This window comes from Salegentibacter maritimus, assembly GCF_016236975.1.
GTDB classification, from domain to species: Bacteria; Bacteroidota; Bacteroidia; order Flavobacteriales; family Flavobacteriaceae; genus Salegentibacter; species Salegentibacter maritimus.
In genome coordinates this window covers 101,596-123,801 of the sequence record NZ_JAEHNY010000012.1, presented here as the reverse complement: position 1 = coordinate 123,801, position 22,206 = coordinate 101,596, and the positions used below count along the sequence as shown (strand labels likewise).

General features: G+C 37.7%; 25 protein-coding genes. 14 read left to right on the top strand and 11 right to left on the bottom strand.

Annotated elements, in window-relative coordinates; all coding sequences use genetic code 11:
• Positions 1-145: 145 nt before the first annotated feature.
• From I6U50_RS13245 to I6U50_RS13195, 11 genes are all read right to left on the bottom strand, one after another.
• On the bottom strand, positions 146-1,222 hold the full coding sequence (locus tag I6U50_RS13245; protein ID WP_198639184.1) for a PA0069 family radical SAM protein: 1,077 nt from the start codon (positions 1,220-1,222) through the stop codon (positions 146-148).
• Positions 1,223-1,301: 79 nt separating this feature from the next.
• The gene (locus I6U50_RS13240) at positions 1,302-3,116 is read right to left on the bottom strand and encodes a Xaa-Pro dipeptidyl-peptidase (protein WP_198639183.1); all 1,815 of its coding nucleotides are present in this window, start codon (positions 3,114-3,116) and stop codon (positions 1,302-1,304) included.
• Between the two features lie 37 nt (positions 3,117-3,153).
• Positions 3,154-3,936 carry an enoyl-CoA hydratase/isomerase family protein gene (locus I6U50_RS13235; RefSeq protein WP_198639182.1) on the bottom strand — a complete coding sequence of 261 codons (783 nt, stop codon included), beginning with the start codon at positions 3,934-3,936 and terminating at the stop codon, positions 3,154-3,156.
• A 26-nt stretch (positions 3,937-3,962) separates the two neighbouring features.
• Entirely contained in the window at positions 3,963-5,417 is a 1,455-nt protein-coding gene (locus I6U50_RS13230; protein WP_198639181.1) for a sensor histidine kinase, read from the bottom strand.
• Between the two features lie 39 nt (positions 5,418-5,456).
• Entirely contained in the window at positions 5,457-6,005 is a 549-nt protein-coding gene (locus tag I6U50_RS13225) for a CopD family protein (RefSeq protein WP_198627946.1), read from the bottom strand.
• A 6-nt stretch (positions 6,006-6,011) separates the two neighbouring features.
• Positions 6,012-6,299 (bottom strand): type II toxin-antitoxin system RelE/ParE family toxin, encoded by a 288-nt coding sequence (locus tag I6U50_RS13220; RefSeq protein WP_198627925.1) that lies wholly within the window; start codon positions 6,297-6,299, stop codon positions 6,012-6,014.
• A complete protein-coding gene (locus tag I6U50_RS13215) occupies positions 6,289-6,564 on the bottom strand; it encodes a hypothetical protein (RefSeq protein WP_198627924.1) in 276 nt (91 codons plus the stop codon). Before I6U50_RS13215 ends, I6U50_RS13220 begins: the two co-directional genes overlap by 11 nt.
• Positions 6,565-6,619: 55 nt before the next feature.
• Positions 6,620-7,975 carry an MATE family efflux transporter gene (locus I6U50_RS13210; protein ID WP_198639180.1) on the bottom strand — a complete coding sequence of 452 codons (1,356 nt, stop codon included), beginning with the start codon at positions 7,973-7,975 and terminating at the stop codon, positions 6,620-6,622.
• Positions 7,975-9,009, bottom strand: coding sequence for a ferrochelatase (gene hemH, locus I6U50_RS13205; protein ID WP_198639179.1), 1,035 nt, complete (start codon positions 9,007-9,009; stop codon positions 7,975-7,977). Before hemH ends, I6U50_RS13210 begins: the two co-directional genes overlap by 1 nt.
• Before the next feature lie 89 nt (positions 9,010-9,098).
• On the bottom strand, positions 9,099-9,857 hold the full coding sequence (locus tag I6U50_RS13200) for a ThuA domain-containing protein (RefSeq protein ID WP_198639178.1): 759 nt from the start codon (positions 9,855-9,857) through the stop codon (positions 9,099-9,101).
• A gap of 2 nt (positions 9,858-9,859) precedes the next feature.
• Complete coding sequence (locus I6U50_RS13195; protein ID WP_198627920.1) at positions 9,860-10,759, bottom strand: AraC family transcriptional regulator; 900 nt, start codon at positions 10,757-10,759, stop codon at positions 9,860-9,862.
• Positions 10,760-10,960: 201 nt separating this feature from the next.
• On the opposite strand from I6U50_RS13195, the gene hemA reads away from it, so the two are divergent.
• From hemA to I6U50_RS13125, 14 genes are all read left to right on the top strand, one after another.
• The gene (gene hemA / locus I6U50_RS13190) at positions 10,961-12,217 is read left to right on the top strand and encodes a glutamyl-tRNA reductase (RefSeq protein WP_198639177.1); all 1,257 of its coding nucleotides are present in this window, start codon (positions 10,961-10,963) and stop codon (positions 12,215-12,217) included.
• Positions 12,214-13,134, top strand: coding sequence for a hydroxymethylbilane synthase (hemC, locus tag I6U50_RS13185; protein ID WP_198639176.1), 921 nt, complete (start codon positions 12,214-12,216; stop codon positions 13,132-13,134). Before hemA ends, hemC begins: the two co-directional genes overlap by 4 nt.
• Positions 13,135-13,155: 21 nt before the next feature.
• On the top strand, positions 13,156-13,803 hold the full coding sequence (locus tag I6U50_RS13180) for a uroporphyrinogen-III synthase (RefSeq protein ID WP_198639175.1): 648 nt from the start codon (positions 13,156-13,158) through the stop codon (positions 13,801-13,803).
• Entirely contained in the window at positions 13,800-14,828 is a 1,029-nt protein-coding gene (gene hemE, locus I6U50_RS13175) for a uroporphyrinogen decarboxylase (protein WP_198639174.1), read from the top strand. The genes I6U50_RS13180 and hemE overlap by 4 nt, the downstream gene beginning before the upstream one ends.
• A 26-nt stretch (positions 14,829-14,854) precedes the next feature.
• Positions 14,855-15,313, top strand: coding sequence for a DUF6973 domain-containing protein (locus tag I6U50_RS13170; protein ID WP_198639173.1), 459 nt, complete (start codon positions 14,855-14,857; stop codon positions 15,311-15,313).
• Between the two features lie 3 nt (positions 15,314-15,316).
• Positions 15,317-16,219 (top strand): oxygen-dependent coproporphyrinogen oxidase, encoded by a 903-nt coding sequence (gene hemF / locus I6U50_RS13165; protein WP_198639172.1) that lies wholly within the window; start codon positions 15,317-15,319, stop codon positions 16,217-16,219.
• A gap of 40 nt (positions 16,220-16,259) precedes the next feature.
• Positions 16,260-16,610, top strand: coding sequence for a four helix bundle protein (locus tag I6U50_RS13160; RefSeq protein WP_198639171.1), 351 nt, complete (start codon positions 16,260-16,262; stop codon positions 16,608-16,610).
• Positions 16,611-16,657: 47 nt separating this feature from the next.
• The gene (hemB, locus tag I6U50_RS13155; RefSeq protein ID WP_198639170.1) at positions 16,658-17,647 is read left to right on the top strand and encodes a porphobilinogen synthase; all 990 of its coding nucleotides are present in this window, start codon (positions 16,658-16,660) and stop codon (positions 17,645-17,647) included.
• A gap of 55 nt (positions 17,648-17,702) precedes the next feature.
• The gene (locus I6U50_RS13150) at positions 17,703-18,056 is read left to right on the top strand and encodes a hypothetical protein (protein ID WP_198639169.1); all 354 of its coding nucleotides are present in this window, start codon (positions 17,703-17,705) and stop codon (positions 18,054-18,056) included.
• A gap of 95 nt (positions 18,057-18,151) precedes the next feature.
• Positions 18,152-18,631: a hypothetical protein gene (locus I6U50_RS13145; protein ID WP_198639168.1), complete on the top strand. Its 480-nt coding sequence runs from the start codon at positions 18,152-18,154 to the stop codon at positions 18,629-18,631.
• Between the two features lie 132 nt (positions 18,632-18,763).
• Positions 18,764-19,891 (top strand): CNNM domain-containing protein, encoded by a 1,128-nt coding sequence (locus I6U50_RS13140; protein ID WP_198627910.1) that lies wholly within the window; start codon positions 18,764-18,766, stop codon positions 19,889-19,891.
• Positions 19,842-20,318: a methylated-DNA--[protein]-cysteine S-methyltransferase gene (locus tag I6U50_RS13135; protein WP_198639167.1), complete on the top strand. Its 477-nt coding sequence runs from the start codon at positions 19,842-19,844 to the stop codon at positions 20,316-20,318. Before I6U50_RS13140 ends, I6U50_RS13135 begins: the two co-directional genes overlap by 50 nt.
• Positions 20,319-20,330: 12 nt before the next feature.
• Positions 20,331-21,485, top strand: coding sequence for a serine hydrolase domain-containing protein (locus I6U50_RS13130; RefSeq protein ID WP_198639166.1), 1,155 nt, complete (start codon positions 20,331-20,333; stop codon positions 21,483-21,485).
• Entirely contained in the window at positions 21,469-22,185 is a 717-nt protein-coding gene (locus I6U50_RS13125) for a 3'-5' exonuclease (protein ID WP_198639165.1), read from the top strand. Before I6U50_RS13130 ends, I6U50_RS13125 begins: the two co-directional genes overlap by 17 nt.
• Positions 22,186-22,206: the final 21 nt, after the last annotated feature.

Sequence of the window (22,206 nt, the reverse complement as noted above, 5' to 3'; positions counted from 1 at the left end):
AAATTCGTCATAAACTTAAAAAAATGAGACTAAATTTAATGCAAATGTAATCTTTGAAAAAAATTGAAAGTAAACTACCTCGGGGCATTACAGCCTTTGGCGGTGCCAATAAATTTATAAGCGAGTTCAGCAACAGGATACTCTTTTAAAAAAGTTTCATTTGACCATCTTTAAATTCTTCATGTAAATCACAGTTTAGCTGCGGTCTCGCTTTTCCTTTTAAATATTTAGCCCTTGCTATTTTAAAGTGCTGCTTTACCTGATCGGCGAACTCACCTTCCCCCTTCATTCTTGTACCAAACCTGCTATCATTTAAGCTTCCGCCGTGCACACTTTCAATTTGGTGTAATACTTTACTGGCCCTATCGGGCATTGTTTTCTTAATCCAGTCAGTAAAAATTGCTCCAATTGAACCGTTTAAACGCACAATAGTGTAGCCCACTCCCAATGCGCCCCTTTCCGAAACCTCTTTAACCAGGGGCATAATTTCGTGAGAATTAATAGAAGGTATTATGGGTGCCATCATAACACTTACCGGAATATGAGCCGTAGAAAGTTTTTCTATGGTTTCCAGGCGTTTCTTTATACTGGCCGTTCGGGGTTCCAAAATACTACGGGTCTTTTCATCAAGCGAAGTAACCGAAAGGTTTACATGTACTAAATTATCTGCCGCCAGTTCTCTAAGAATATCCATATCCCTTTGCACCAGGGCATTTTTGGTGATAATGCCCACAGGATGTTTGTATTTTAGAAAGGTTTCCAATAGTTGCCTGGTAATTTCCAGTTTCTTCTCTGTAGGCTGGTAACAATCGGTATTTCCTGAAAGTACAATAGGTTTGGCTTCCCATTTTTTACTGCTAAGCTTTTTCTCCAGCAGTGTTACCGCATTTCTTTTTACCAGGATCTTTTGCTCAAAATCAAGTCCGGCCCCATAGCCCCAATATTCATGGGAGTTCCTGGCATAGCAATAAATACATCCATGTTCGCAACCCTGATACGGATTTAAGGAGAAGCCCATACCAACATCGGGGCTGGTCACTTTATTTACAATGCTTTTAGGGAAGGTATCTATTAAAAGCGTTTTAGAATTCTGAACTTCATCGCCTTCAACTGCACAGTAATTTAAAAAATCATCTCTAAACTCGTGTTCAAGAGCATTAAAACGATTGTGCACATTTTTTTGGGCACCCCGCCCTTTTATATAGTTTTCAATTTTGGACATAAAAAAACTTTGAGGTAGCAATACACCTCAAAGTTAATTTAAATATTGGAATAATTCCTTTTTTTAGGACTTTATCCTATTATTTCATTGCTTTTTGTAAGGCCGGCATTCCACCCACCACCGGAATCTCTATATGGGTTTCATCGAGATCTACAGTAAGTTGGGTGCCTGGTTCTGGTAACAACGTAAATTTATTGTCGCTGGAAAAAATCATCAACCCTATTTGTTGCCCGGCAGGAATTACCTGATCATCGGGATTAAGGTCGAAGGACAATTCATAAAACCTACCCGGTTCTAAAGCTTCACTTTCGGTTAGCGATTTATAATTTTGCGGATCTGCCCAACCCCTGGTGATAATATTATCGGTTATTTTGGTATTCTCACCTGAATTCCAGGGCAGCGAAACCATCCATACCGAAAGATTTGCTGCCGGCTTACTACTAGCCAACTTAATCTTTATAGTGGACAAGCCCGAAAGATGCACATCTTCATTTAAAATAGGTGTGGTAAATAATAAACGATGTTTAGAGCTTTTAAGCTTTGCCAGAGAATCTGCAGAGAAATTATGATTATCAATTAAGGTTTGTTTTCCCTGATTTTTTATTTTTTTAGTGCTAAGCGCTCCCTTTTTTAATCCGTTGTTCTGTAAATACAATCTAACTTTTTCAGCATCCGGATTTGGATAATTTGCATAAGCCGTTGGTTTTTTGGGATGGTCATCTTCCCGAACAATATAAGCTTTAGGGCCTTTTTCTATATCATTATCTACTCCAAACAAGTATTTGGTAAACCACTTATTCATCATGGAAATTGGTGGTGGACCACCGTGCCCATATTGATGGTAATAGATTTTAACCGGCAGGCCTTTTTCTTCTGCAGCTTTATAAATACGGTAACTATGCTCTGGCATTACATTCCAATCGTTAAAACCGTGTGCCATAAATAATGCGGCCTTCATAGGTTCCATTTCATTTAAATAGTCACGACCCGCCCAAAACTCGTTATAGTCTCCGGTTATACGGTCAATCCCATTTTTAATTTCGGTATCGCGATAAACAGAATCGGCATAAGCGCGTTTTGATTCATCACCACTATGAATAAAATTATACAGCACATCTACATCTTCGCCCAGATAACCACCCGGCGAACGCACCAACCCATTGGAACGATAATAATGGTAATAAGAAGTATTTGGTGCGATGGGAATAATAGCTTCCAAACCTTCTACCCCTGTTGTGGCAGCTGCCAGAGGAATTGTTCCGTTATAGGAAGTCCCTGTCATCCCCACCTTTCCGGTGGTCCAGTAAGCTTCAACTTCTTCGTCTCCATAAGGAGTCTTATATCCTTTCGCCCGCCCGTTAAGCCAATCTATTACCGCTTTTGGCGCGAGAGATTCGTTATCTCCCCCTACGGTTGGAGAGCCTTGCGAAAGCCCTGTTCCCGGCGATGAAGAATGTACTACGATGTATCCACGCGGCACCCAGGTATTTATTTGTGAATTGGAAATGATTGGGCGCTCCCCAATTCTGGTTACAGATGGATTAACAATATCTTTCCCCTTTTCCCCAAGCTCGTGATAAACATCATAAAAAGCACCTTCTACATCGGGTGCCACGCCTGCAAAATAGGGACTGGACTCATAAACTACAGGAAGCTTTAAACCTTCGGTCTCGGTTTGTTTTGGCCTGGTTACCGCTACATGCATCCTGTCTGGCAATTCATCACCATCAGTATCAAAATTGGTTTCTACCCATAGATCTTCGCGAATCCAATCTTCGGGGATATTAAATTCAGGAACAACTTGTGCTTCCCCATTTTCAAAAAAAGGTTTCGCTTGTTCCTGGGCACTTAAGCTAAAAGTACTAAGGAATAGTATTAATAAGAGTTTTTTCATATAAGAATTTTTAAGAGCAAATTTTGGTCTGTATTATTTATTTCCCCGGAAAATCGGCTTTGCGTTTATTTAAAAAGGCTGAAGTCCCTTCTTTAAAATCTTCGGTTGCGAAAGAACTTCCAAATTCGCTAATTTCAACTTCAAAACCGTTTACGCCATCTTCGTAATTTGCATTAACCGCTCTAATAGCTGCACTCATAGCTACCAGGGAATTCCTCATAATCTTTTGAGCAATTTTTTCGGTAAACTCTATAAGTTCATCCGGCTCGCAAACGTGATTCACAAGATTATATTGAAGCGCCTGTTTAGCATCTATCATTCCGGCAGTCATAATCATTTCCATAGCGCGCCCTTTGCCCACAAGTTGCGGAAGTCGTTGCGTACCACCATAGCCGGGAATTAAACCCAGGGAAGTTTCGGGTAAGCCCATTTTTGCGTTATCGCTGGCCACTCTAAAATGTGCTGCCATGGCCAATTCGAGTCCGCCGCCAAGGGCAAAACCATTTACCGCTGCAATCACCGGTTTCGGGAAATTTGCCACAAAGTCGAATAAATTGGCCTGTCCTTTAGCGGCGAGCTCCCGACCTTCTTCTGCAGAAAAATCGGCAAATTCACTAATATCGGCACCCGCTACAAAGGCCTTTTCACCGCTTCCGGTTAAAATAACCACTTTTACTTCTTCATCTTCCCTCGCATCAGTAAAAGCCTCATGAAGTTCCTGAATAGTATCCCTGTTTAATGCGTTTAATTTTTTTGGACGATTAATAATGATGTGTAAAATTCCCTCATTATTTTCGGTTACAATATTTTCGAATTCCATATCTAAGATTTTTATTCGGTTTTTATTTATTTTGGAAATCGCACCTTAAATGTAGTGCCTTTTCCCTGTTTAGAAGTAAAGGTAATATTTCCGTTATAGGTTTCCACAATATTCTTTACCATAGCTAACCCAAGTCCCATCCCGCTATTTTTGGTTGTAAATTTAGGTTCAAATACCTTTTCTATATTTTCTTCGGAAATTCCTGCACCATTATCTGAAATAATCACACAAACATTTTCCTCTTCTTCATGAATACTCACCATAATTCGCGGATTTTCTTGGCCCTGCATAGCCTGTATGGCATTTTTCACCAAGTTGGTTATAACCCTAATAAGTTGTGTTCGGTCAAATTTGGCAAGGATTTCTTCTTTTTCACTGGTAAATTGAATATAATTTTCATTGAAAATATCCAGTGCGAGCTTTACTATTTTTGGCACGTTTAGCATCTCATTTTGCTGCGCTGGCATTTTGGCGAAATTTGAAAACGCCTCTGCAATAGAGCTCATTGTATCTATCTGGTTGATGAGGGTAGTAGAATATTCGGCTACTTTTGCTTCAATTTCAGGATCATGTTTATTAAAATTACGCTCAAAACTTTGAACGCTTAAACGCATTGGAGTTAACGGATTTTTAATTTCGTGAGCTACCTGTTTGGCCATTTCGCGCCAAGCCTGCTCCCGTTCACTGGCAGCCAGTTTTACAGCACTTTCTTCCAGCTCATCTATCATACTATTATAAGCCGCCACAAGGGTATAAATCTCTTCGGAAGCATTGTTAATATCTATTTTCTGGTTGCGTTTATCCAGCCTGGTTTCTGTAATTTTATCTGAAATAATTTTTAGGGATTTAGTGATATATTTTGAAAGGAAATAAGACAAAATAATTGCCAGCACCAACATAAATAAATACACTTCTCCCATTCGTAGAAGGAAATTATTTAAATCGCGGTTTAAAACCGTATCATCCTGCACATAGGGAAGATAGAGGATAGCCAGGGGTTTAAATTTTCCATCTAAAATATAAGAATAAGAAGACTGAAATTTTTGATCGTTAATTTCATTTTTTTCAATATACCTTTTGCTTTCCGATAGTTCTAATTTTCGTAAAATATGCGCATCTAGCTGATTATCGGTAGTATCTCTGAAAAAGGATTGATCAGATTTTATTAAGAGTTCCCCCTGAAGATCATAAATGTTGATTTGCATTTCATGAACCTGGGCCATTTCATGAATCTTATTGCGCTCCCTAAAAATGATGTCTATATTCTCGGTATTTACCAGAAAAGTAGTACTGGCCAGAATAAATTTAATATTTTCCTTAATAGCCTGTTCTTTTCTTTCCAGGCGCTCACGGTGATAATTCTCGGCTTCGTGCTTATATTGATATACCGTAATACCCACAATTAAAATAGAAGCTCCCAACACCAATAGGATCATGGAGATAAAAATGCGGGTACTTAAAGAAAGTTTTGAAAGCTTCATAATTAATAATTAGCTCAATGTAAGCAATTATCGCACCAATTAAGCATCAGGATTTTTAGCTCTAATGCGCTTATAAATTTTAACGCCCAACATTAACATTGCGGCCAATAGGAAAATACCCAAAACTCCGTAAATCCAGTTTAAAGCATCTCTTACAATCACTAAAAATATAACCGAAAAGAGGATTAAAGTAGATACTTCGTTCCAAAGCCTCATTTGGTTTGAGCTCCATTTCACCACATCATTTTGGAGTTCTTTAAAAATGAGATGTGTTTTAAAATGATAGGCATACAACAAGACTACAAAACCTAATTTTACCAACATCCAATCTTGTGAAAGCCATCCTGGAGAAAGGTGAAGGAGTAAAAAAGCGAACAAACTGGCTAAAATAGCCGAAGGCCAGGTGATAATAAACCAGAGTCTTTTTGTCATTAACTTTAGCTGGGAAGCCAAAATACTCTTTTCCGGTTCCGGTTTTTGGGTTGCTTCAATATGATAAATAAACAAGCGCGGAATATAAAAAAGCCCGGCGAACCAGGTGATCACAAAGATAAGATGTAAAGCTTTTATGTATTGGTAATATTCTATCACTAATTATGGTTTTTTGGTTGGGTTTTGATGAGTGTTGAAAACACCAAGAACTGTAATTTTAAGATCTTCAACCTTATAGATGATTAAATAAGGAAAGATTGTTAGTCTTGCTTCCCTGTTATTACCATCAAATTTTCTGAATGAATATGGGTTTTCAGTGATATACACTATAGTACTTCGAAAATCATTTAGAAATCTTATTCCTAATTCAGATAATTGGTTGTTATACCAATCTATAGCTTCCTGAACATCCAAACGGGCCTTTACGCTTATTTTAAGCTTAAACCCCATATTTTTCAAAAATTTTTTTATTGAAGGTTTCCAGTGATTCGGTTTCCAAATTCCCTTCCAAATAAGCCTTGTTCCGCTCATCTATTTCCTTCAATTGTTCCTTTGAAAGTTGGCTACTTCGGCTTTCTACTTCATAGTTTTCTCCTGGTTCACTGGCCCCGGGTTTTACATTTTTCAACAAAGCTACCATCTTCAAAAGCAAATCTTCATCATCACAAGCAATGATTTTTTGAATCAGTTCTATTTTCAAAGCATTCTTATCCATGGTTTTTCGGCCTTTCCAACAAAGATAGGGATTTATGAATTTTTCTATGGAAAAATTATCGGGAGGTTGCGGGCCTTAGTTTTAGCCTTATTTCCCTATTCAAGAAATAAGCTGTGAGTAGCGTTGAAAGTAAATCGGCAATAGGAAAAGAGATCCAAACTCCAATTTCACCGAAATATTCAGGTAAAATAAGTATTAACGGGATAAAAAAGAAACCCTGACGCGAAAGGGTAAGCAATAAAGCAGGAATGGCCTTTCCAACCGCCTGGTAATATGCAGCCCCAATTAATTGAATAGCTACAATAGGTGTTGCAGCAAAAACCCAGCGCATGGCATTTGGGGTTGCAGCAATAATCGTTGGGTTTTGAGTAAAGATTCCAACAATTTCTTCAGCAAATAACATAATACCGCCAAAGACCAACAATCCCAGGCCACAGGCATATAAAATTGCAGTATTAATACTTTTCTTTACCCGGTGGTATTTTTGAGCGCCATAATTAAAACCGGCAATGGGCAAAAAACCCTGTGTAACCCCCAAAACGGGAAAAAGGGCAAACATGAGCATTCTTCCAATAATAGCATAAATCGCTACTGAATCTTCCCCACCAAGATCAAACAAAATATTATTCATCAGTAAATAAATAATACTAACTACAGCCTGCCGTGCTAAGGTGACAAATCCCAGCGAGCCTATTTCAGAAATTATAGTTTTATGAAGTTGAAAATCTGGTAATCTAATTTTAAGCTCGGAATTTTTAGAAATAAAAAACCAGAAGACATAGGCAAAGCAAAAAAAGTAAGAAGCGGTAGAAGCCCAGGCTGCGCCCCACATTCCAAGCCCCATTTGATTGATAAGGATATAATCTAAGAGCAAATTCCCTACAGAGGGAATAATCATGGCAATCATCGCAAATTTAGGCTTACCTTCTGCCCTAATCACGGTATTTCCCATCATGCAAAGTGCTAAAAACGGTACGCCGTAAAGCACGATGGTATAATAAATTTTTGCCGGCTCAAAAATATCACCTTTTCCACCAAAAGCCGGAATAAGGGAATCTACAAAAACAAGCCCTATAATTACAAGACTAATGGTAAGAAGTAAGGTAAGGCTAATTTGATTCCCAAGAGTTTTTACGGCCTTTTTATGATTATTGGCACCAAGGGCCCGACTAATTATGGATGATCCCCCAATACCAATGGCCATACCCAGGGCGGCAATAAAAAAAGAAACCGGAAGAACTACGTTTATTGCTGCAATAGCCGTAGAACCAATCCAGTTTCCTACAAATATAGTATCGATTAAAATATTTAGCGACATCACCAGAATTCCTATAGAAGCCGGTGCCGCTTGTTGCACGAGTAATTTAGCTATTGGTTTCTCTCCAAGATTTGTGGAATTTACCGAAGCCATTATGCATTAACCGGCTTTTGATGCGCCCATTCATCTACCCAACGGGAAAGCACCTTAACCCAATCGTCTCTATCGTTTAAACAGGGAACCACAGTAAATTCTTCACCGCCCACTTCGTGAAATATCTCCTCGCCTTCCATGGCTATTTCTTCCAGGGTTTCTAAACAATCTGAAACGAAAGCCGGAGTAACAATAGCCAGTTTTTTCATTCCCTGTTTTCCAAAACGCTCTATGGTTCTATCGGTATAAGGTTGTAACCATGGATCGAAACCTAAACGGGATTGAAAAGAAACGCTATAAGAGTTTTCTTTTAATTCTAAATATTCGGCAACCAGCCTGGTGGTTTCAAAACACTGGTGGCGATAACAAAATTGATGCGCTGCCGAAGCCGTTTGGCAACAACTGCCATCGATCTTACAATGCGATTTGGTAACGTCACTTTTTCTAATATGCCGCTCTGGCACCCCATGATAAGAAAACAATAAATGCTGGAAATCTTTTCCTTTAAGATTTTCGGCAATACTTTCGGCCAACACCCTAATATAATCGGAGTGATTATAAAATGGTGGCATGGTGGTAAATTGCATTTCCGGGAAATGTTCTTTTCTAAGCTCTTCGGCCAAAACAAGAATAGTTTCTGTAGTAGCCATTGCAAATTGCGGATATAATGGAAATAGCAACACCTCATCTACCCCTTTATCGTGCAATTCCTGAAGCCCGGATTTTATACTTGGTTCTCCATAACGCATGGCTAAAGCAATTGGCACCGAGGTGTTTTTATCTATCTTCTCCTGAAGCCGTTCAGACAATACAATGAGTGGAGAGCCTTCTTCCCACCATATTTTTTGATAGGCTGCAGCCGATTTTTTAGGCCTTGTATTTAACACAATACCCCTTACCAGAAGGGTACGAGCCCAATATGGCACATCTATAACCCGCTCATCCATTAAAAATTCGTCCAGGTATTCTTTTACGTCTTTAGGGTCGGTGCTTTTTGGAGACCCCAGGTTAACCAATAGTACGCCTTTACTCATAATTTTTCTTTTTCAACCTCAAAAATAAGCTTATTAAAAATGCAATAAAACTTTATTGTATTACACTTTCTTATGACTTTATAGAGATTTTATTTTTTTACTTCGTTTAATATGTACAAAATACTTTGTAAAATATGCTCCTTAAAGTCTGGTTCACTATAAGATTGAATAGTATGCCCCAAACCTGTATAAATTGAAATTCCACCGTAGCCGGTTTTTCTCATCCAGGCAATGGGATGTTCATCACCGTTAGTACCACCTTCATACGAATTCTCATCAAGATAGAGCAAAACCTGCATTTCGGGGTTTAAATTTTTATAATTATACCATTCATCTGTTCTGGTCCAAATCTTTGGCAGATGCGAAACCGTTGGGTGCTTGGGCATATTTACATAAATATCTGCTTCCTGTACCTTAGGGTGGCCGGCAAAATATCCACCTACTAACTTACCAAACCAGGGCCATTCAAACTCGGTATCTGCCGCGGCGTGAATTCCGAAGAAATTCCCCCCTTTCTTTATATATTTTTCAAAAGCATCCTGCTCACTTTTGTTTAAAACATTTCCCGTGGTATTAAGAAAAATCACAAGATTAAATCCAGCAAGATTTTTCCCGTTAAAATCACTGCCATCTTTAGTGGTAGTTACTTTAAAACTGTGATTTGATGCAAGCTGCTTAAGTAAGTCTAAACCCGCAGGAATAGATTTGTGCCAAAAACCTTCGGTTTTATAGAAAACCATTACCTGCTTTTGCACCTTACTGTCTTTATTCCCGGCATCTTGTGCAAAACAGTTATGTTGATTAAAAAGAGAAAGCCCTAAAAAAACAAGCACTCCTAATCTATACATATTTACAGGTTTGGGGTTAGTGACATGATATATTTTTTTGGTGTTGTACCGAATTTCTTTTTAAACGCGGCAATAAAATGACTGGAAGTACTATAGCCTACCTTTAAACCCACTTCGTTTACATTATAATCGCCACTATCCAAAAGCTTTCTTGCAAATTCCATTTTATAATCAAATAGAAAACTGTAAACAGAATCACCGTAAATTTGTTTGAAACCTTCTTTTAATTTTTTAAGGCTTAATCCAATTTCATCAGATAATTCCTGTAATGAAGGCGGTTCGGCCATTCGGGAAATCACAATATCTTTGGCTTTTCTTATTTTTATAATATTCTCTTCGTCAATTAAAAAAGGGCATTGCTCTACATCGGGATCTTCTGTTCGATTAAAGTATAAACTCAACAATTCATAGGCCTTAGCCTTAAAGTAAAGGTTTTTTATACTGCGGGTAAGATTGAAATTCATCACCTGGTTAAGCACTATGGCCATAGAGGGCGAAATAGGAGCGTCTTTATAATACTTTTTATCTTTATTTTCTGCACTTAAAAAAGTAATATAGCCCGCTTCCTGAGAAAAAAGTGAATGAAATTTTTTAATAGAAATCACTAGCGAAATTAACCAGGAATTTGGTTCTAAAACCAGGTTAAGCGGAAGATCCTGCTGCGGATTATATAATAACAATGAACTTTCTTCGTTAAGCGGGAGCTCGTAATTGCCCTTATTAAACTGAAACTTACAATTCCCTTTCAAATTAAAATGGAACTGAATAAAACTACTATCAATATTCCTTATGATTTTTTGGCTATCAGAAGTATCATTTTGAAACTTTAAAAGATAAAAACCCTCTTCAATCTTCAAACCCTCTGTAAATCTTTCAGCGTTATTTTTATCTTCTAAAACCATATTTTGAATTTTAATACTATTTAGAACAGTTCTAAACTGCACTGTCCAAATGGACTATTATTGCTACAAATGTAAGCAAATACCATATTTTAAGGAGTTAAAAAAACCAAAATAACTGAAAGCGATACAAAAAGTACTTTGAGCGTTACTTTTTGATTTATCATTAGCTTAATTTTGCAACCGAATACCCCATACAGGTACATGAAAGATTATCATATAGCAAGCGGAAAACATTTTTATACAATTGGTCTTAGTTACAAAAAGGCCGATGCAGAAATAAGAGGACATTTTAGTTTAGATGAAGAAGCAAAAAAACGTTTGTTACTTCAGGCTAATGCTGAAGGTATTGAGGCCATTCTGGCAACTTCTACCTGCAACCGAACTGAAATCTATGGATTTGCCGAACATCCTTTTCAACTTATAAAGCTACTCTGTGAGCACACTCATGGCACGGTAGAAGAGTTTGAAAAAGTAGCATATGTTCATAAAAACAAACAGGCCATTTCCCATATGTTTAGGGTGGGAACCGGTCTGGATAGTCAAATCCTGGGGGATTTTGAAATTATTAGTCAGTTAAAACTGGCCTTTACCCGTTCCAAAAAACTTGGTTTGGTGAATGCCTTTTTAGAAAGACTGGTTAATGCCGTAATACAGGCGAGCAAGCGTATTAAAAACGAAACTCAAATTTCAACGGGGGCTACCTCAGTATCTTTTGCCTCGGTACAATACATTTTGAAAAATGTACCTAATGTAACCGACAAAAACATCTTGCTTTTCGGCACCGGAAAAATAGGACGAAACACCTGCGAAAACCTAATTAAACATACCCATAACGAACATATAACCCTAATTAACCGCACCAAGGATAAAGCGGAAAAAATTGCCGGGAAATTTAATCTTATCGTTAAAGATTATGCCGATTTACAGGCAGAAATAAGAAATACAGATATTCTTATTGTTGCCACCGGGGCGCAAAACCCTACTATCTCTAAAGAACTAATCTATTCTAATAAAGATTTATTGGTTTTAGACCTTTCTATTCCAAAGAACGTTTCAGAAGATGTAGCACATTTGCTTAACGTAAAACTGGTGCACCTGGATGAACTTTCAAAAATTACAGATGAAAATTTAGAGCGTAGAAAGCGTTTTATTCCAGAAGCCGAAGTTATTATCAAAGAAGTAGAGACAGACTTCAATAAATGGCTTGAAACAAGAAAATTTGCTCCTACAATAAAAGCTTTGAAGAAAAAGCTTAGAAGTATGAAAGATGCCGAGCTCGATTTTCAGCGTAAAAAAATATCAGATTTTAACGATGAACAAGCTGAAATAGTTAGCGACAGGATTATTCAAAAAATAATGAAGCATTTTGCCAATCATTTAAAAGAAGATTCGGAAACTACCAACGAAAGCCTGGAATTAATCCAGAAAGTATTTCAGCTAGAAGAACAGGCGCAATGAATAAAGTAATTCGTATTGGCACCAGGGATAGCGAACTCGCTCTCTGGCAGGCAAAGACTGTGCAGAATGCATTAGAAAAAGCAGGCCACAAAACTCAACTTTTGCCCGTTAAATCTACGGGAGATCTTAATTTGAATCAACCACTTTACGAAATGGGCATTACCGGGATTTTCACCAAAACCCTGGATGTGGCCATGATAAATGGTGATATTGATATTGCTGTGCACTCTATGAAAGATGTGCCCACAGCACTTCCAAAAGGAATCGTGGAGGCTGCGGTCTTAAAACGTGCCAACACTAAAGATATTCTTGTTCACAAAGGTCTTGATTTCCTTGAAAAAGAAGGAACTATTGCTACAGGCAGTTTAAGAAGAAAAGCTCAATGGTTAAATAAATACCCGGCACATCGGGTAGTAGACTTACGCGGCAATGTAAACACCAGGATGAAGAAATTAGAGGATAATGCCTGGAATGGGGCAATTTTCGCTGCTGCCGGCCTGGAACGTATCGCTTTAAAACCAGAAAACTTTATAGATCTAAATTGGATGATTCCGGCCCCGGCACAGGGTGCCATGCTGGTAGTTGCCATTGAGCAAGATGACTTTACACGAAAAGCCCTTGCTTTATTAAACCATAAAGAATCTGAAATATGCGTACATGTTGAACGCGAATTTCTAAAGGTTCTCGAAGGCGGTTGTACCGCTCCAATTGGTGCATTAGCTACCATTGAAAAAGACCTGATTTATTTTAAAGCTGCTCTTTTTAGTCTGGACGGAAAACAAAAAATTGGGATAGAAAAAACGGTTGCTTTAAACGAATTTAAAAATTTAGGAAAGCGTTGTGCTGAAGAAGTTCTAAATAATGGCGGCTCGAAACTAATGCAGCAAATAAAAGCCGAAATAAATAGTCAGGACTGATTTTTATTTAAACAATTTGGAATGAAAAGCATTCTCTCCACAAAAAAACTCAGTAATTCCCAGAAACAGTTGTTTCTAAATTCGGGATTAAGCCTGGTAGAATATGATGCGATTTTTATAAGTCCTACCAATGCTCAACTTCCATCAAAAGAAATTGAAAACGTAATTTTTACCAGTAAAAACTCGGTAAACGCTGTATTGGGAAAAAGAAGGTTTAAAAACTGCTTTTGTGTTGGGGAAAAAACCGCCGAACTTTTAAGCGATAATGGTTTTCACATACAGGAAGTTGCAGATTATGGTAAAGATTTAGCCAATATTATTGCCAAAAAATATGCTTCAGAAACTTTTACATTTTTTTGCGGCAATAAAAGGATGGACGAAATTCCCGGAAGGCTACAACAAGAAAATATTAAGTTTCAGGAAATTCAAGTCTATAATACAAGCCTAAATCCACAGGCATTTTCCCAAAATTTTGATGGAATTCTATTCTTTAGTCCAAGTGCCGTACAAAGTTTTACCGAAAAAAATACACTTTCAGGCATCACCGCATTTTGTATAGGAAATACTACTGCTTTAGAAGCCAAAAAACATACAAACAACATAATAATTGCTACCAAACCAAGCATTGAAAATGTGATTGTACAGGTAGTAAAATATTTTAAAAAATGATAAAAAACGATCTATTTCTAAAGGCTTTAAAAGGTGAAACAGTAGAGCGACCACCGGTTTGGATGATGCGACAGGCAGGCCGTTACCTTCCAGATTTTATGAAGCTTAAAGAAAAGTACGACTTCTTTACTCGTTGCAGGACTCCAGAATTGGCTACCGAAATTACGGTTATGCCAATACACCAGGTAGGTACCGATGCGGCTATTTTATTTAGCGATATTTTGGTGGTTCCACAGGCCATGAACATAGAGGTAGAAATGAAACCGGGCGTTGGCCCATGGTTACCCAATCCTATTCGCACAACAAAAGCCGTAGAAGAGGTGATTGTTCCCAATATAGAAGAGACTTTGGGTTACGTGATGGATGCTATTAAAATGACCAAACAGGAACTGAATAATGAAGTTCCGCTTATTGGTTTTGCAGGTTCCCCATGGACAATTTTATGTTATGCTGTACAGGGCCAGGGTTCTAAAAACTTTGATAAAGCCAAGAAGTTTTGTTTTACCAACCCAATAGCAGCCCACCAATTGTTGCAAAAAATAACCGATACAACGATCGCTTACCTCAAAGCCAAGGTTGAAGCCGGCGTAGATGCCGTACAAATTTTTGATTCCTGGGGCGGTATGTTGAGCCCTGTAGATTACCAGGAATTCTCCTGGAAATACATCCAGCAAATAATTGATGCCTTAAAAGATGATATTCCGGTAATAGCATTTGGAAAAGGCTGCTGGTTTGCCCTTAATGAAATGGCAAATTCGGGAGCTTCAGCTTTAGGTGTAGACTGGACGATTAGCGCCAGAAATGCCCGGTATTTAAGCGGAGGCAAAATTACCTTACAGGGTAATTTTGACCCTTCAAGGTTGTATTCCCCACCGGCAGAGATCAAAAAAATGGTAACCCAAATGATTAATGAATTTGGAAAAGATAGGTATATCGTAAACCTGGGGCACGGTATTTTGCCCGATATACCGGTAGAGAACGCAAAAGCCTTTGTAGAAGCGGTAAAAGAATATAAAGCCGGGTAGTGGCAGTCTGGGCGCGGATTAAAAATATGAACTTTAAAGAACTGTTTGCAGTCTTTAAAGTTTTTATAAGTAAACCTCGCTATATATTACCCACCTATCGGGCTACTATTGAAACCTTAAAAATTTGTGATGAACTTTATCAAAAAGAGCATCATAAAAATGGTAAAGAAAATGCCTTTAGACACGCGCTGTGGAATTATTTGATTTGCCGGGAATGTTTTAGAATTTCCCAATCGGTAGAAGCTGCCAGAATTTGGAGTGATCAATTTACGGGTTTGCACGAAAAGCTTTCTCCAAATCAAAAGCTTGCCAAAGCAATGGATTTACATAATAACAGGTTTGGGCAGGCTATATTTCAGGGAACTAATTTATCATCTAAAGCAGTTATCACACTGCTTCAGGAAAAGATGAAAAGCGCCCGTAAAGTATCTGAAACTAAAGAAATAGCGAAAACAAAAAACAACCTGGTTTATATTGAAGATTGAAAAATGAGAGCGGAATTTTATAATTACATTGAAAAATTACAGGATAAAATCTGTAGTAAATTAGAAGAAATAGACGGTAAAGCCAGGTTTCACCAGGATCTTTGGGAACGAGAAGAAGGTGGTGGCGGTAGAACCCGGGTTATAGAAAATGGCGCTGTTTTTGAAAAAGGCGGTGTAAATATTTCGGCGGTACATGGACCTTTGGCCCCGGCTATGCAACAATATTTTAAAGTGGGAGATGTAGATTTTTTTGCTTGTGGCCTTAGCCTGGTAATACATCCAAAAAACCCGATGGTACCTACCGTTCATGCCAATTGGCGTTATTTTGAAATGTATGATAAAGATGGAAAGGTTTTAGACCAGTGGTTTGGTGGCGGGCAAGACCTTACACCCTATTACCTGTTTGAAGAAGATGCCGTGCATTTTCATAAGGTTTCAAAAGAAGCTTGCGACAAACACTCCCCCGAATTCTATCCAGAATACAAGAAAAAATGCGACGAATATTTCTGGAATTCCCATAGAAATGAAGCCCGGGGAATTGGAGGACTATTTTTTGATTATTTAAAAGCTTCAGAAGAAAAAACTATTAAAGACTGGTATGATTTTGTAACCGAAGTAGGCAATAGTTTCCTTGCAGCCTATGTTCCAATTGTAGAGAAACGCAAAAACCTATCCTATAATGAGGCAAACCGCAACTGGCAGGAAATAAGACGCGGACGCTACGTAGAATTTAATTTAGTACACGATAAAGGCACCCTGTTCGGATTAAAAACCAACGGAAGAATTGAAAGTATTTTAATGAGCCTCCCCCCGCACGTACAATGGGCTTACAACCACCATCCCAAACCAGGCAGCGAGGAAGAAAAATTAATAAAAGTTTTGGAAAAACCACGAAATTGGGTTTAATAGCTATCAGCCTTTAGCTTTTAGCATTAAGAAGGGAAATATGAGAAACTATAAAAATTATTCAATTTGGGAAAAAGCTCATAAACTCACGCTTGATGTTTATCAAATACTAGCCAATTATCCTCAAGAAGAGCTTTATAGTTTGGTTAGCCAAATGAAACGTTCTTCCAGTTCTACTCCCACAAATATTGCTGAAGGTTGTGGAAGGAAAAGCGACAAAGATTTTGCAAGATTTCTCTACATTGCATTTGGTTCAGTCAATGAATTAGAATACCAAATTCTATTAAGTGTTGATCTTAATTTTATAACAGAGGCGCAAAGCAAGCCAATAATTTTTCAAGTAGAGGAAATTAAAAAAATGCTGAACTCTTTAATTCAAAAATTAAATTAAACGCCAACAGCTAATTGCTTATAGCTATTGGCTTAAAGCCAAAAAAAATGTATCCACTAAGAAGAAATAGAAGATTAAGGACTAATGAGGCTATTCGTAGTCTTGTAAGAGAAACCGCGATTAGTCCAAACGATTTTATCGCACCGCTTTTTGTGGTGGAAGGAAAAAACAAAAAGGAAGAGATCGCTTCTATGCCCAATTACTTTAGGTTTAGTCTTGATTTGCTAGAGAAAGAGGTAAAAGAGCTATGGGCATTAGGAATTAAATCGGTTTTGCTTTTTGTAAAAGTCCCGGAAAATTTAAAAGATAACACAGGGAAGGAAGCTTTAAACGCAGACGGACTTATGCAACGAGCCATAAAAACCGTAAAAAATACAGTCCCTGAGATGTTGGTTATGACCGATGTTGCTTTGGACCCATATTCTGTTTATGGACACGACGGAGTAGTTACCGATGGGAAAATTAGTAATGACGACACCACCGCCATCTTGGCTGAAATGGGACTTTCTCATGCCAAAGCCGGTGCCGATATCCTCGCTCCAAGCGATATGATGGACGGTCGCATTTTAGAAATGCGAAATTTATTGGAAGATCAGGGGTTTTATGACACCGGAATTATGAGTTACAGTGCCAAATATGCATCGGCTTTTTACGGGCCGTTTAGGGATGCTCTGGATTCTGCACCGGTTGATGCCGAGAATATTCCAAAAGACAAAAAAAGCTATCAAATGGATCCTGCCAACCGTGAGGAAGCAGTTAAAGAAACCCTTATGGATATTGAGGAAGGTGCAGATATTGTGATGGTAAAACCCGGCTTATGTTATTTAGATATTGTTCGAGACATTAGGAATGTAGTAGATATTCCGGTAGCTGTTTACCAGGTAAGTGGGGAATATGCAATGATAAAAGCTGCGGCCGAAAAAGGTTGGCTAGACCATGATGCCGTAGTATTAGAACAATTAACCGCTATAAAACGTGCCGGGGCATCAATGATTGCCAGTTATTTTGTCAGGGATGCAGTAAAGCTTATTTCCTAAAATTTATAACTAAATTTTAGCAATTAACAAACCGGTTTTTATATACTTTTGCTAGATGAAACACCAGAAAAATTTTAGAACTTTATATGCGCTATTAGCCATATTATTTATGTCCTTTTCAGGGCAGGGTTTTGCTTTTTCTGGTTTTTCTGATGAGAATCTCGATTCCAGAAATTACGATTATCTACAAGCTGAACAGAACAAACAAGCTGTTCTATTTGCCGAAAACCTTAGTTCTGAACACAGCACTTCAGAGGAAAATAGTATAAATTTTTCAGGAAGTTTTGTTTCTACTTTAACTTCAAAAGAAATACTGCCACCTCACATTGGGAAATTAACATTTTTCAATCATTTAGATCAAAGGCAGTTAATTCTACAATATATTTATCCTTTCCATTTTTTCTGGTGATTTTACAGGTTTCCGAAAAATTCAAGCTTTTTCGTAAATCATACCTGGCTCTATAACAGAGCAAACACATAAAAAATCACCTAAATTTTACAAAAATGGATACCGTATCTACACTAATTGGCCTTGGCCTTTTAGCATTATTTATGCTGCCGGTGCTATACCTTATTTGGCAACAAAACAACAAAGAAAAAAACAGGCTTAAAAACCTTAAAAATATAAGTGCTCAAAACAACTTGAACGCAGACACTTTTGAGGTTTCGGCCAATCTATTACTTGGCTTAGATACCAAAGCAAATAAATTGCTTATTGTAGAGCCTGCCAATAATATGCAACACAAAATTTTAGACCTTACTAAAGTAAAAAGTAGCACAGTAAACTCTTGCACTTTTCCTGAAAACAACAAACTAATTAAAAGCGTTAGTTTAGATCTTTCAGAAAACAAAAAACATCCAAAACTCACCAAAATTATCTTTTATGATGAAGATGATAGTGAAAATGAGCGCAACAATGCATCAGAAAGTTTGGTTATTGCAAGGAAGTGGCAGCGTATAATTAATGAAAAACTTTCGGCTTAAAACCTCCTAAACAACTCTTATTACGCCCCAATTTCTATCTATTGGGGCGGTTTTTGATGTTTTATCATTTCTTTGTACCTGTTTGCAGGAATTATCTTTAAATTAGTATTTCAAACAAGCCTTAAAACTAATATGGGATTACTAATTTTATTTGCTGTTCTTTCCATCTTCTTTTCCTTTATGTGTTCTATCCTGGAAGCAGCTTTATTGAGTGTAACCCCTTCTTATATAAAAATTAAAAATAAAGAAGGAAAAGCATACGCTACAACTCTGGCAAATTTTAAGCAGGATATAGACAAGCCTTTAATTGCCATATTAACCGTTAATACTATTGCCCATACTGTTGGTGCTATTTTGGTGGGGGTACAGGCAGAAAAAATTTATGGCGATGGTGGCAATGCAGTGGGAATAGTATCTGCAATTATGACCATGGCTATCTTGATTCTCTCCGAAATAATCCCTAAAACCATTGGTGCAACCTATTGGCAATCTCTAGGAAATTTCACGGCAAAAACCCTTAAAATAATGATCTTCCCGCTGCAATACACCGGGATACTTTGGTTTATGATGCTTACCACTAAGTTAATAGGGAAATCGGCCCATGTTTCGTCTATGAATCGCGAAGAATTTGCTGCAATTACAGATGCTGCCGAGGAAGAAGGTGTTTTTGATGAAAGTGAAACAACGGTTATTAAAAACCTCCTGGTATTTAAATCGGTTAAAGCAAAAGATGTAATGACGCCTTATTCTGTTGCTATTATTGAAAACGAAGATACCAGCATAGAAGAGTTTCACAGAACCCATAAAAACCTTAAATTTTCCAGGATTCCTGTTTATAAGAACCAAACCAACAATGTAACAGGATTCATATTAAAAGATGATGTGCTGGAACAAATGATTGATGATAGGGGGCCAGAGCCTTTAAGCTCTTTAAAAAGAGAAATCTTTATGAGTGCCGCAGACACCCCAATACCAGAACTTTTTGAGAATTTTGTTCAAAAAAGAGGGCATATCTCCATGATTGTAGATGAATTTGGAAATACGGTTGGCCTGGTAACCATGGAAGATATTATTGAAACGCTTTTAGGCCTTGAAATTATGGATGAAAGTGATAGTATTGAAGATATGCAGATGCTGGCACGCCAAAACTGGGAAAAAAGAGCAAAACGCCTTGGGTTAATTCAAAGGAAAGACAATGAGGAAGACGCAGATGCCACATCAGATATTTCTGAAAACTCCGCTGGGAACGGCCAGCATTAGTGGAGACGAAGCGGGAATAACGGCAATTCAAATCCTGGATGAAGAAATTCCAACTTCAACAGAAATACCTTCTTTTTTTCAATTGGCAGTTCAAGAATTAAACGATTATTTTAAAGGAGATCTTAAAGAATTCAGCTTAAAGCTTAACCCCAAAGGAACTGCTTTTCAGAAAAAAGTTTGGAAAGCGCTTAACGAAATTCCTTTTGGAAAAACCTGTAGTTACCTTGAACTTTCCAGAAAGCTAGGTAACGAAAAGGCAATACGGGCAGTAGCTTCGGCAAACGGAAAAAATCCGCTCTGGATAGTAATTCCCTGCCATCGCGTAATTGGCAGTGACGGTTCCCTAACTGGATATGCAGGTGGATTATCACGTAAGCAATGGCTTTTAAACCACGAAAATAATTCTTCACAACTTTCCATGTTCTAAACCCTTAATCCTATGATTAGATTTTTAAAAATTATTGGTTCGGTAATTCTCACCCTTTCAATAGCCATCGTAATTCTTATTATATTCGATTTTGGTTATATTTTCCGCGGCATTCAAACCACCTATTTTCAAGGCCATAATACAGCTTTTATAGATGATTATCCACATTTTGAAAACAGGCTTATTGAAGCCGGTTCACAAAAAAACACCTGGCCAGAACACCCAAATTATAACTCGGTTACCCCTACAGAAAATCTTGCCGAGCTAAACGAAGAGCTGGGAACCGCTGCATTCCTAATTATAAAAAACGACAGCATTTGGTTCGAAAAATACTTTCAGGAATATGGGCCAGGTTCTAAAACCAATTCGTTTTCTATGGCCAAAAGCATTGTTGCTGCATTACTGGGAAAAGCCATTAAAGACGGGTATATAAAAAGTTTGGAGCAACCGGTAGCCGACTTCTTTCCACAGTTTACACCTAAGCTAAAAGCAGGTGATTTGGCCTCCATGTCTTCAGGCTTAAATTGGAACGAAAATTATTACAATCCCTTTGGGATGACTGCCCGCGCCTATTTTGATGAAAATATTCGCGAACTGGTATTACGCCTTGAAGTAACAGAAACTCCCGGAGAAAGCTTTAAATACCTTAGCGGAAACACTATTTTACTGGGTATGCTCATAGAAAAAGCCACTGGAGAAAAACTTTCACAATATTTAAGCGATAGTTTTTGGAAGCCCATGCAAATGCAACAAGATGCTTTATGGCAATTAGACAGCGAGGAGAGCGGGATGGAGAAAGCCTATTGCTGTATAGCTTCCAATGCCAGGGATTTTGCACGTTTTGGGAAACTTTATAAAAACCAGGGTATGTGGAACGAAGAACAGCTTCTGGATCCTGACTTTGTAGAGAAATCTATTAAACCCCGTTTTAAAGATAGCCCGCAATATGGTTATGGTTTTTGGCTTAGCGATTATAAAAACAAAGATATTTTTTATATGCGTGGTATTCGCGGGCAGTATGTTATTGTAATACCTGAAGATGATTTGATTATTGTAAGATTGGGGGAAAACCTGATTAAAAAAGAAGAAAATGAAGAGCACGCACCCGATTTCTATAAGTATATTGATGAGACTTATAAAATGCTAAACCATGCTGCAAAAAATTAAACTGGAGCATATTCTTTTTCTTGATATTGAGACGGTCCCCGAATTTGAAAATTTCAACGATCTTGATGAAGAAAAAAAATTGCTCTGGGAATCAAAAACCCAATACCAACGCAAAGATGATTTTACTGCAAAGCAGTTTTATGACCGCGCCGGGATTTGGGCAGAATTTGGAAAAATTGTTTGTATTTCGGTAGGCTTTTTTAATTTTAAAAATAAAAACAGATCCTTTAGGCTTACCACTTTTAAAGGGGAAGAAAGAGACTTACTACAAGAGTTTTCGTTATTATTAGAAGAGCATTTTTCAAAACCTCAGCACCTACTTTGTGCCCACAATGGGAAAGAATTCGATTTTCCATTTATTGCGCGTAGAATGCTAATTCATAACCTGCCACTACCCACAAAACTTAATTTATTCGGAAAAAAGCCCTGGGAAGTACCACATCTAGATACTTTAGAACTCTGGAAGTTTGGAGATTATAAACATTATACTTCCCTAAAATTATTGACCAATGTATTAAAAATACCTTCTCCAAAAGATGATATTTCGGGTAGCGATGTAAGGGATGTATTTTACATTGAAAAAGATATAGCTCGTATTGTCGATTATTGTGAGAAAGATGTACTTGCTATTGCCCAGGTTATTTTAAAGCTGCGCCAGGAAAATTTATTACAGGCTTCAGAAGTTATAAGTGTTTCATAATTTTTTGAAGTATGAGTTTAA

Excerpts from the sequence above, each read along its gene's own strand:
- I6U50_RS13245 (WP_198639184.1), bottom strand. The coding sequence starts at position 1,222 with ATGTCCAAAATTGAAAACTATATAAAAGGGCGGGGTGCCCAAAAAAAT.
- I6U50_RS13240 (WP_198639183.1), bottom strand. The coding sequence starts at position 3,116 with ATGAAAAAACTCTTATTAATACTATTCCTTAGTACTTTTAGCTTAAGT.
- I6U50_RS13235 (WP_198639182.1), bottom strand. The coding sequence starts at position 3,936 with ATGGAATTCGAAAATATTGTAACCGAAAATAATGAGGGAATTTTACAC.
- I6U50_RS13230 (WP_198639181.1), bottom strand. The coding sequence starts at position 5,417 with ATGAAGCTTTCAAAACTTTCTTTAAGTACCCGCATTTTTATCTCCATG.
- I6U50_RS13220 (WP_198627925.1), bottom strand. The coding sequence starts at position 6,299 with ATGGGGTTTAAGCTTAAAATAAGCGTAAAGGCCCGTTTGGATGTTCAG.
- I6U50_RS13215 (WP_198627924.1), bottom strand. The coding sequence starts at position 6,564 with ATGGATAAGAATGCTTTGAAAATAGAACTGATTCAAAAAATCATTGCT.
- I6U50_RS13210 (WP_198639180.1), bottom strand. The coding sequence starts at position 7,975 with ATGGCTTCGGTAAATTCCACAAATCTTGGAGAGAAACCAATAGCTAAA.
- hemH (WP_198639179.1), bottom strand. The coding sequence starts at position 9,009 with ATGAGTAAAGGCGTACTATTGGTTAACCTGGGGTCTCCAAAAAGCACC.
- I6U50_RS13200 (WP_198639178.1), bottom strand. The coding sequence starts at position 9,857 with ATGTATAGATTAGGAGTGCTTGTTTTTTTAGGGCTTTCTCTTTTTAAT.
- I6U50_RS13195 (WP_198627920.1), bottom strand. The coding sequence starts at position 10,759 with ATGGTTTTAGAAGATAAAAATAACGCTGAAAGATTTACAGAGGGTTTG.
- hemA (WP_198639177.1), top strand. The coding sequence starts at position 10,961 with ATGAAAGATTATCATATAGCAAGCGGAAAACATTTTTATACAATTGGT.
- hemC (WP_198639176.1), top strand. The coding sequence starts at position 12,214 with ATGAATAAAGTAATTCGTATTGGCACCAGGGATAGCGAACTCGCTCTC.
- I6U50_RS13180 (WP_198639175.1), top strand. The coding sequence starts at position 13,156 with ATGAAAAGCATTCTCTCCACAAAAAAACTCAGTAATTCCCAGAAACAG.
- hemE (WP_198639174.1), top strand. The coding sequence starts at position 13,800 with ATGATAAAAAACGATCTATTTCTAAAGGCTTTAAAAGGTGAAACAGTA.
- I6U50_RS13170 (WP_198639173.1), top strand. The coding sequence starts at position 14,855 with ATGAACTTTAAAGAACTGTTTGCAGTCTTTAAAGTTTTTATAAGTAAA.
- hemF (WP_198639172.1), top strand. The coding sequence starts at position 15,317 with ATGAGAGCGGAATTTTATAATTACATTGAAAAATTACAGGATAAAATC.
- I6U50_RS13160 (WP_198639171.1), top strand. The coding sequence starts at position 16,260 with ATGAGAAACTATAAAAATTATTCAATTTGGGAAAAAGCTCATAAACTC.
- hemB (WP_198639170.1), top strand. The coding sequence starts at position 16,658 with ATGTATCCACTAAGAAGAAATAGAAGATTAAGGACTAATGAGGCTATT.
- I6U50_RS13150 (WP_198639169.1), top strand. The coding sequence starts at position 17,703 with ATGAAACACCAGAAAAATTTTAGAACTTTATATGCGCTATTAGCCATA.
- I6U50_RS13145 (WP_198639168.1), top strand. The coding sequence starts at position 18,152 with ATGGATACCGTATCTACACTAATTGGCCTTGGCCTTTTAGCATTATTT.
- I6U50_RS13140 (WP_198627910.1), top strand. The coding sequence starts at position 18,764 with ATGGGATTACTAATTTTATTTGCTGTTCTTTCCATCTTCTTTTCCTTT.
- I6U50_RS13135 (WP_198639167.1), top strand. The coding sequence starts at position 19,842 with ATGCCACATCAGATATTTCTGAAAACTCCGCTGGGAACGGCCAGCATT.
- I6U50_RS13130 (WP_198639166.1), top strand. The coding sequence starts at position 20,331 with ATGATTAGATTTTTAAAAATTATTGGTTCGGTAATTCTCACCCTTTCA.
- I6U50_RS13125 (WP_198639165.1), top strand. The coding sequence starts at position 21,469 with ATGCTGCAAAAAATTAAACTGGAGCATATTCTTTTTCTTGATATTGAG.